Origin of the sequence: Streptomyces sp. UW30, from assembly GCF_008042075.1 — a bacterium.
In the GTDB taxonomy this organism is placed as follows: Bacteria; Actinomycetota; Actinomycetes; order Streptomycetales; family Streptomycetaceae; genus Streptomyces.
Map to the genome: position 1 here is coordinate 1 of NZ_RDBN01000094.1, position 6,495 is coordinate 6,495.

The 6,495-nt window shown below is 68.8% G+C and carries 8 protein-coding genes and 2 pseudogenes; 6 read left to right on the forward strand and 4 right to left on the reverse strand.

Going from position 1 to position 6,495, the window contains the following annotated elements; all coding sequences use genetic code 11:
- Positions 1 to 143 precede the first annotated feature (143 nt).
- A pseudogene (locus EAO75_RS48835) lies at positions 144 to 266 on the forward strand (esterase); the annotation flags it as partial.
- A 99-nt stretch (positions 267 to 365) separates the two neighbouring features.
- Positions 366 to 827, forward strand: a complete 462-nt coding sequence (locus EAO75_RS44170) for a MarR family winged helix-turn-helix transcriptional regulator (protein WP_148000772.1) — start codon at positions 366 to 368, stop codon at positions 825 to 827.
- 323 nt (positions 828 to 1,150) lie between these two features.
- On the opposite strand, the gene EAO75_RS44175 is transcribed toward EAO75_RS44170, so the two are convergent.
- Together EAO75_RS44175 and EAO75_RS44180 are read right to left on the reverse strand one after the other, a co-directional pair.
- A complete protein-coding gene (locus EAO75_RS44175; protein WP_148000773.1) occupies positions 1,151 to 1,423 on the reverse strand; it encodes a hypothetical protein in 273 nt (90 codons plus the stop codon).
- 282 nt (positions 1,424 to 1,705) lie between these two features.
- Positions 1,706 to 2,425 carry a BTAD domain-containing putative transcriptional regulator gene (locus EAO75_RS44180; RefSeq protein ID WP_187284853.1) on the reverse strand — a complete coding sequence of 240 codons (720 nt, stop codon included), beginning with the start codon at positions 2,423 to 2,425 and terminating at the stop codon, positions 1,706 to 1,708.
- Positions 2,426 to 2,842: 417 nt separating this feature from the next.
- Between EAO75_RS44180 and EAO75_RS44185 the strand changes: the two genes are divergently transcribed.
- The 4 genes from EAO75_RS44185 to EAO75_RS44200 all read left to right on the forward strand — a co-directional run bounded on the left by EAO75_RS44185 (position 2,843) and on the right by EAO75_RS44200 (position 5,458).
- Entirely contained in the window at positions 2,843 to 3,286 is a 444-nt protein-coding gene (locus tag EAO75_RS44185) for a hypothetical protein (protein ID WP_148000775.1), read from the forward strand.
- A gap of 202 nt (positions 3,287 to 3,488) precedes the next feature.
- Complete coding sequence (locus EAO75_RS44190) at positions 3,489 to 3,740, forward strand: hypothetical protein (protein WP_148000776.1); 252 nt, start codon at positions 3,489 to 3,491, stop codon at positions 3,738 to 3,740.
- A gap of 18 nt (positions 3,741 to 3,758) precedes the next feature.
- A complete protein-coding gene (locus tag EAO75_RS44195; RefSeq protein ID WP_148000777.1) occupies positions 3,759 to 4,718 on the forward strand; it encodes an ATP-binding cassette domain-containing protein in 960 nt (319 codons plus the stop codon).
- Complete coding sequence (locus EAO75_RS44200) at positions 4,715 to 5,458, forward strand: hypothetical protein (protein WP_148000778.1); 744 nt, start codon at positions 4,715 to 4,717, stop codon at positions 5,456 to 5,458. The genes EAO75_RS44195 and EAO75_RS44200 overlap by 4 nt, the downstream gene beginning before the upstream one ends.
- Positions 5,459 to 6,010: 552 nt before the next feature.
- Here the strand turns inward: EAO75_RS44200 and EAO75_RS44205 are convergent.
- Together EAO75_RS44205 and EAO75_RS44210 are read right to left on the reverse strand one after the other, a co-directional pair.
- Positions 6,011 to 6,298 carry a hypothetical protein gene (locus tag EAO75_RS44205; RefSeq protein WP_148000779.1) on the reverse strand — a complete coding sequence of 96 codons (288 nt, stop codon included), beginning with the start codon at positions 6,296 to 6,298 and terminating at the stop codon, positions 6,011 to 6,013.
- A pseudogene (locus EAO75_RS44210) lies at positions 6,295 to 6,495 on the reverse strand (hypothetical protein); the annotation flags it as partial. The pseudogene EAO75_RS44210 and the gene EAO75_RS44205, both read right to left, overlap by 4 nt.

Genomic DNA, 6,495 nt, shown 5'->3' on the forward strand with positions numbered 1-6,495 from the left:
CGGGCGGCGTCGCCCTCTCCACTCTCCGTCCCCAGCACTGCCCGCAACGGGCCACGGCACCCGCCGCGGCCCGTTGCGCCGTCACTCCCCGTCCACCACGGCGTCCGCCGCCATCATCCCGACGACGTCGGGCCTTGCCCAGACTGGAACGACATCCCGCCCGCCCCGTCCTGGAGCCCGCCGCCCAGGCCTTCGCCGAGGCCACCGCGAACCCGCCGTACCTGTTCGATCTGGGGCCGGCCGAGGGGCGCAAGGTCGTCGACGAAAGTAGCGCACTATTAAGTCGTGCACAACCAATTAGGGCACGATGATGTATCTCCCGATAGAATCGAGGGGACCCGAAGCGCCGCCGGCAGGAGCCCTCCATGAACACAGCCACCGAGCCGCCCCCGGAGGACTCCAGCTCCCTCCTCCTGGACGACCAGCTCTGCTTCGCGCTCTACGCCGCCTCCCGCGCCGTGACCGCGCGCTACCGCCCCCTGCTCGACGAACTGGGCCTGACCTACCCGCAGTACCTGGTCATGCTCGTCCTCTGGGAGCGGGACTCGATCTCCGTACGCGACCTGGGCGCGGCCCTCCAACTGGAGTCCAGCACCCTCTCCCCGCTGCTCAAGCGCCTCGAAGCGGGCGGTCTGCTGCGCCGCGAGCGCCGCCGGGACGACGAGCGCTCGGTCGCGATCCGCCTCACCGAGGCCGGCGCCGAGCTCCGCGACCGCGCGACCACCGTCCCGCTCGCCATCGGTGACGCGATGGGCCTGACCCCACAGCAGGACACCCTGGCCAAGCAGCTCCTACGCCTGATCACGACAAACGTCACCGAGCACTGACCCTCGGGCGGCGTCGCCCTCTCCACTCTCCGTCCCCAGCACTGCCCGCAACGGGCCACGGCACCCGCCGCGGCCCGTTGCGCCGTCACTCCCCGTCCACCACGGCGTCCGCCGCCATCATCCCGACGACGTCGGGCCTTGCCCAGACTGGAACGACATCCCGCCCGCCCCAGGAACCCGCCCCTGCCCGGCTGGCCTGTTGACCGGAACGCCGACTCTGTTGTCGAACACCGGACGAGTCAGGCCGGTCTGCGAAGGCGCCGCCATTCACCTGCTCCGGGCCGGGCAGGCCGCCTGTCACAACCGTCGGAGACGGCGGGCTCTCAGGCAGCGTGGCCACCGAATCGCTGCCCATCCGCGTGTTCCAGCGCATCCACCTGCGTGGCCGACCACGCATACGTTTGCCCCAGCTTCCCCATCTGCGCCGCCACTTGCTGGCGCACCCGCTCCTTGTACCCCGCCGGCGCCGCAAGCTGGCTCTCCGACTTGGCCGCTACCGCCCCCGCGTCCGGGTCGTTACGCGACGCCCGTGCCGCGTCCAGATTCGCCTGCGCGCTGCCGACGTCACGCGGAATCGGCGCCTGCGCCTGAGCCATCGCCCCGGACGCCTCGGCCAGCCGCTTCGCGGCACGCTCGCATTCGAAGCCGCACCAGAAACTCCAACTACCGGCAGTGCCAGTCCACAGTCACCCGGATCACCCAACACCGAAGCCTGATCAGGCGCATGAGCACTTGTACTCAGATGAGGGCGGGCCACCGTTCCGAATGGCTGATAGAAAACGGTGAGTGGCGCAGAGTTGCCCTTGGCCGGGTCGATGACGGCTTCGGCTGGTCCGCATATTACGTAGACGTCCCGAGCCATATTGGCTCAGCCGTGATCATCCGGCCAGGGCTGCCGCATGGGCGAGCTCGAACGCGGGCTCGACTCCGAGCTCCTTCCGCAGGCGGCGCCGGAATTCCTGGTACAACTCGGTGGACTTTCCCGGGGCTCCCAGCTTCATGTGGCCGCGTATGAGAAGGAGGTGGCTGGGCTCGTCCAGCGGTTCCCACGTGACCAGGATTTCCGCGATCTCGACAGCCTCCCGCAGTCGCTCGCCGGACAGCAGAATCTCGCTCGCTTCACGCAGGGCATAAAACCTCCGCTGATCCCACGTCCTTTGGTGTTCCTCAACCCAAGGCGAATGCACGTCGACCAACAAAGGGAGCTGCAGCAGCTCGAGCTCGGTCGCGAGGGATGGAGTGTGCGGCCAGTCCGGGTGGGTGAGAGCGTCATGTGCCAACTGCCAGTCACTGGTGAGCACATCCGAGAGGCGTACGGTCTCGCCCTCCGCGATCACCAGCTCCCGGGGTGCTGCCTGGTTCACCCGCCACAGCAGTCGGCTCAGCCTGCGCCGCCCGAGGCGCTCCGCCTTGTCAGGCCACAGGGACCTGATGATCGCGGGGCGCCGAGCGGTCCGCCCTTCGCGCAGTTCGAGGTAGGCCAGGAGCTCCGCAGTCTGCGGCGGCAGGCGGTAGGACTCGTCATCAGCGAGGTGAACGCCGTCATGGCCCAGTAACCGGAGCTGAACGGAACCACGATCTCTCGTGGCACCGGTCATCGATCTCGACATAAGTCCCCCTGTCTCCATTTGTCTGGAACGACGGATCAGCCGCTCGCTCTCCGGGAGAGACCTGCCCGTCGGATGCGACGAAGTGGTCAGCAAACGCGCATCACATGCCTTAGCAATAACAAGAGCTGATCACGAACATCAAGGTCTATCCACTCGGCACGACGAGTTCAGGCAAGCCGCGAAAAGCGATTCAACGAGTGTGGTGAACGGACACCATCGAGCCAGCTGACCAGCGGAGGAGGTGGTTTGGAGACGCTTCGGAGACACCTGAGGGGCATGATCCCCACATGCCTGAGAAAACCAGGAGTCGCGACGAAGCGATCGCGAAGAGAGGGCCTCGTGAACCTGTGCTGGCCGCCGACCAACCGGTGTCGGCGACTTGGCAGTTGACTCACGGAGGATTCCTTGAACAAGAACCGCATCATCGCGAGCACGGTGCTCGTCGGCGCGCTCATAGGCGTTGGCGCCCCGGCCGCCTCCGCGATGCCTCAGGCTCGCCCCACCGGCGTCGTCCAGGTCCAGACGCTGGACACTCACCGTGCGGTGTCCTCGGCCGCCGAGGTGAAGCTGACGTCGTCGGCCTCGACCGCCGGCGCGACGGGTACGGCTTCGACCGAGGCCGGGGCCGACCGGGCCGGGGAGAGGGGCCGGTGGACCTGGATCATCAACAAGCTCAAGGACCTCGGCTCCGGCACCTGGAAGAAGCTCAAGGACGCGGCCAAGGCGGGCTACAACGCGTTCAAGAGGGCTTACGAGCGCTACGTGCCGTGGCTCGTCCGCAAGACGATCGAGCTTGGTGCCACGGTCTACGAGGTCTACTCGGCCGTGCGGGACTTCATCGGCCTCTGAGGTCCGGGCCGTCTGCCCGGGGCGCCGCAGAGCGGCTCGGGCAGTGGCGAAGCGGTGTGCGGGCCTCGGAACCTTTTCGTTCCGAGGCCCGCACACCGCACCCCCCTCTCCTCTCGCCTCCCGCCGCATTTCACTTCGACGACTCAAGGAAGACATGAGTAAAGGAAGGCCCTCCGTAACGCCGAACGAGGCTCCGGCCTCAGTGAGTGGCGATGCCTGGCCGTTGATTCCGCTCGGCGTTGCCGCCCTGCTGCTGCGCACTCTGGGCGACCACACCTGGGCGTACGTCGTGGGCGCGGCGATCGGCGGCATAGGCCTGCTGGCGGCGCTGATCGGGCTGGTCGAGTGCGTGCGCGCGGTGCGACGCGGCCTCGCCCTCGGCAAGGCCGCCTGGGTGGTCCTTCTGCTGCTGATCGCCGGATTCGCGGTGGTTCACCAGCTCGTCACGGCCTGATGAGGCGGGGTGTCACCGATGTCTACGATCGAGATCGCTGATCTGACCAAGGCGTACGGGAAGAAGCGCGTGGTCGACGGCCTGTCGTTCACCGTGCGCCCGGGATCCGTCACCGGATTCCTGGGACCGAACGGTGCCGGCAAGAGCACAACACTGCGCATGACGCTCGGCCTGACCAGACCGGACAGCGGTACGGCCCGTATCCAGGGGCGCAGTTATCACGAGCACGCCGAGCCGTTGCGCGTCGTGGGCGCGTTGCTGGACGCGCGATGGGCGCACCCCAAGCGCGGTGCACGGGCTCACCTGACGTGGCTCGCCCACAGCAACCGGATTCCCGTCGGCCGTGTGGACGAGGTTCTGTCCCGGGTCGGGCTCCTTGAGGTGGCGGACCAGCGGGTCGGAGGCTTCTCTCTCGGCATGGCCCAACGTCTTGGACTGGCCGGCGCGTTGCTGGGGGACCCCGGAATCCTGATTCTGGACGAGCCCGCGAACGGCCTTGACCCTGAGGGCATCGCATGGATGCGCGGGCTTCTCAGACAACTGGCGGCCGAAGGACGCAGCGTCCTCGTATCCAGCCACCTGCTCGCGGAGATGGCACAGCTGGCCGACGAGGTGGTGGTGATCGGCCGCGGGCAACTCATCAAGCAGTGCTCCATCGCAGAACTCACCGCGGTCGGCGCCGCCACGCAGGGGGAAGTGGTCGTACGCGGTCCGGAGCCCGGTCGCCTGCGCGAACTGCTCACGCAGGCGGGCGCCACCGTGGACGACGGCGGGCCGGGCGCGGATCCGTCCGCCCCGCCCCTGCTGGTCAGTGGTCTGAGCTGCGAGGACATCGGCAGAGCCGTGGCCGGGGCCGGCCTCGTGCTGTACGAACTGACTCCGCGCCGCGGCACCGTCGAGGATGCCTACCTCCAGCTCACGGGCACCTCGGTGGAGTACCGGGGCTCGGTGCGACCGGCGGAAGAGAGGGCCGTATGACCAGCACCGCCGTGCTGAAAGCCGAGGCTTACAAGCTTCGCTCGCTCACCTCCACACCATGGCTTCTGGGCATCACCACAGTCGTGTCGCTCGCCCTCAGTGGCCTCGCTGTGCGTTCCCCCATGGAAGGTGAGGAGCCCGGCATATCCGAAGTGATGGTCGGTCCCGCCTTCGCGCAGTTCCTGGTCATGGTGTTCGCGGCCCGCAGCGCGACGATGGAGTTCCGTACGGGCACGATCTGGCAGTCCCGTCTCGCCGTGCCGTCGTGGCCACGGCTGTTGCTGGGCAAGGCCGGGGTGATCGCGACGCTCGCGGCGCTGATGGGAATCCTGTTGGGGGCGGGGGGAGTCGCCGTCGCGGCCGTCGTGGCGCCCGACGCCAATGTCGTGCCCTCCAGCGGGCTCGAATGGCGTCAGCTCCTCGCCCTTCCTGTCTCACTCGCCATCGTGGCCGTGCTGAGCCTTGCCATCGGTCTCCTCCTGAAGAGCGGTGGCGCGACCATCACCGTCGTACTGGTCTGGGCTCTGGTCGTCGAACCGGCTCTGTCGGCCACGGGTGACTGGCTGGCGGGGATCGATATCGGCCCGTGGCTGCCGTTCCTGGCGCTGAGCGACTTTCAGGGCCAGTCCGGCGGCGTCTCCTTCCCCGGCGGGCCCTACCTGGCCTGTGTCTATGCGGCATCCCTCACGGCGGCGCTCCTGGCGGCTGCCATCAAGGTGCAGGACCGTCGGGAGCCGTGACATCTCGCCGCGGAACACCTGAGCTCCGGGAGGGAGCCGATACTCCCGCCAGCGAGAGGCTTGCCCTTCCCGGTGCGGAGATGAGGCGCTGACTGGTCATCGGCACCCGGCGGCTCCGCAATTCCCCCGTGCGCGCGGAGCCGACCCTTCTCCACGCCCCGCCCCGCCCTGTCGGGCAGGGCGGGGCGCTTCGCCAAGCCCCGGCGAGATCGCGGCCGCGAGGAGGGACTGACTAGGTCCAGCGAGGAGATCGAGCGGATGAGTGAAGGGCTCGTAGGTGACCTGCCGTAGTCCGGCGGAGATACTCCGGTGACCGGCGTCTGGGCGTGCGTCAACCGCGGGGTTCTGCAGAGACGTCGGGACTATGAACGGCCTGACCGACCGGGGCAACTCGAAGGGCCTGGGCGCCTTCGCCCGCTCCCCCCCTCCCGTCATCAGCCCCGCCCTGACGGGCCGTGAGGCCCAAGCGCGGGCGCATGAGGCACGAACGGGGCCGCGACACCCAGCGGCTGCCCCCTCGCCAGGGCACCGGCGACGGAGGCCGCTGCGCCATCAATCCCCGTCTTCCACCCCATCGTCGGCCGTGGCGTCCACCGTCATCATCCCGACGACTTCCTCAAGCGCCGCATGCAACGGCGATACGAGGGCGGCAAGTTCGACTTCCGACGCCTCCCCGGCCTCCAGCACGGCCCCGACGACCGCCACCAGGACACCCGCGGTCTCCAGGGCCTGCACGTCGGCCAGCCCCTCAAGAAAGCTGCCGGGCCGCGCGACGACGAACGCCTCCTTGCCGGTAGCGGAGTCGACGCCGATGCTGCGGGGACGCCACGTGCCGCTCATACGGCGGCCTCCCAAGGGAAGTAGTCCCGCCCCTGAACGGCGAGGGCCTCCGCCCGGCGCCGCTGACGCTGAAGCCGCCGCCGCTCAAGATCGTCCCGCTCGCGTTCCCATACGACGACGTACGACCGGACCAGCGGCTGACCGTCGGCAGCGATGACGCCCGTCCGGTACGGCCGCGGCCGACGCGCGGGGGCGGG

What these genes read in the sequence shown, in the direction of transcription:
- EAO75_RS44205 (WP_148000779.1), bottom strand. Translation starts at nt 6,298, where the DNA reads ATGAGCGGCACGTGGCGTCCCCGCAGCATCGGCGTCGACTCCGCTACC.
- EAO75_RS44195 (WP_148000777.1), top strand. Translation starts at nt 3,759, where the DNA reads ATGTCTACGATCGAGATCGCTGATCTGACCAAGGCGTACGGGAAGAAG.
- EAO75_RS44200 (WP_148000778.1), top strand. Translation starts at nt 4,715, where the DNA reads ATGACCAGCACCGCCGTGCTGAAAGCCGAGGCTTACAAGCTTCGCTCG.
- EAO75_RS44170 (WP_148000772.1), top strand. Translation starts at nt 366, where the DNA reads ATGAACACAGCCACCGAGCCGCCCCCGGAGGACTCCAGCTCCCTCCTC.
- EAO75_RS44175 (WP_148000773.1), bottom strand. Translation starts at nt 1,423, where the DNA reads ATGGCTCAGGCGCAGGCGCCGATTCCGCGTGACGTCGGCAGCGCGCAG.
- EAO75_RS44180 (WP_187284853.1), bottom strand. Translation starts at nt 2,425, where the DNA reads ATGACCGGTGCCACGAGAGATCGTGGTTCCGTTCAGCTCCGGTTACTG.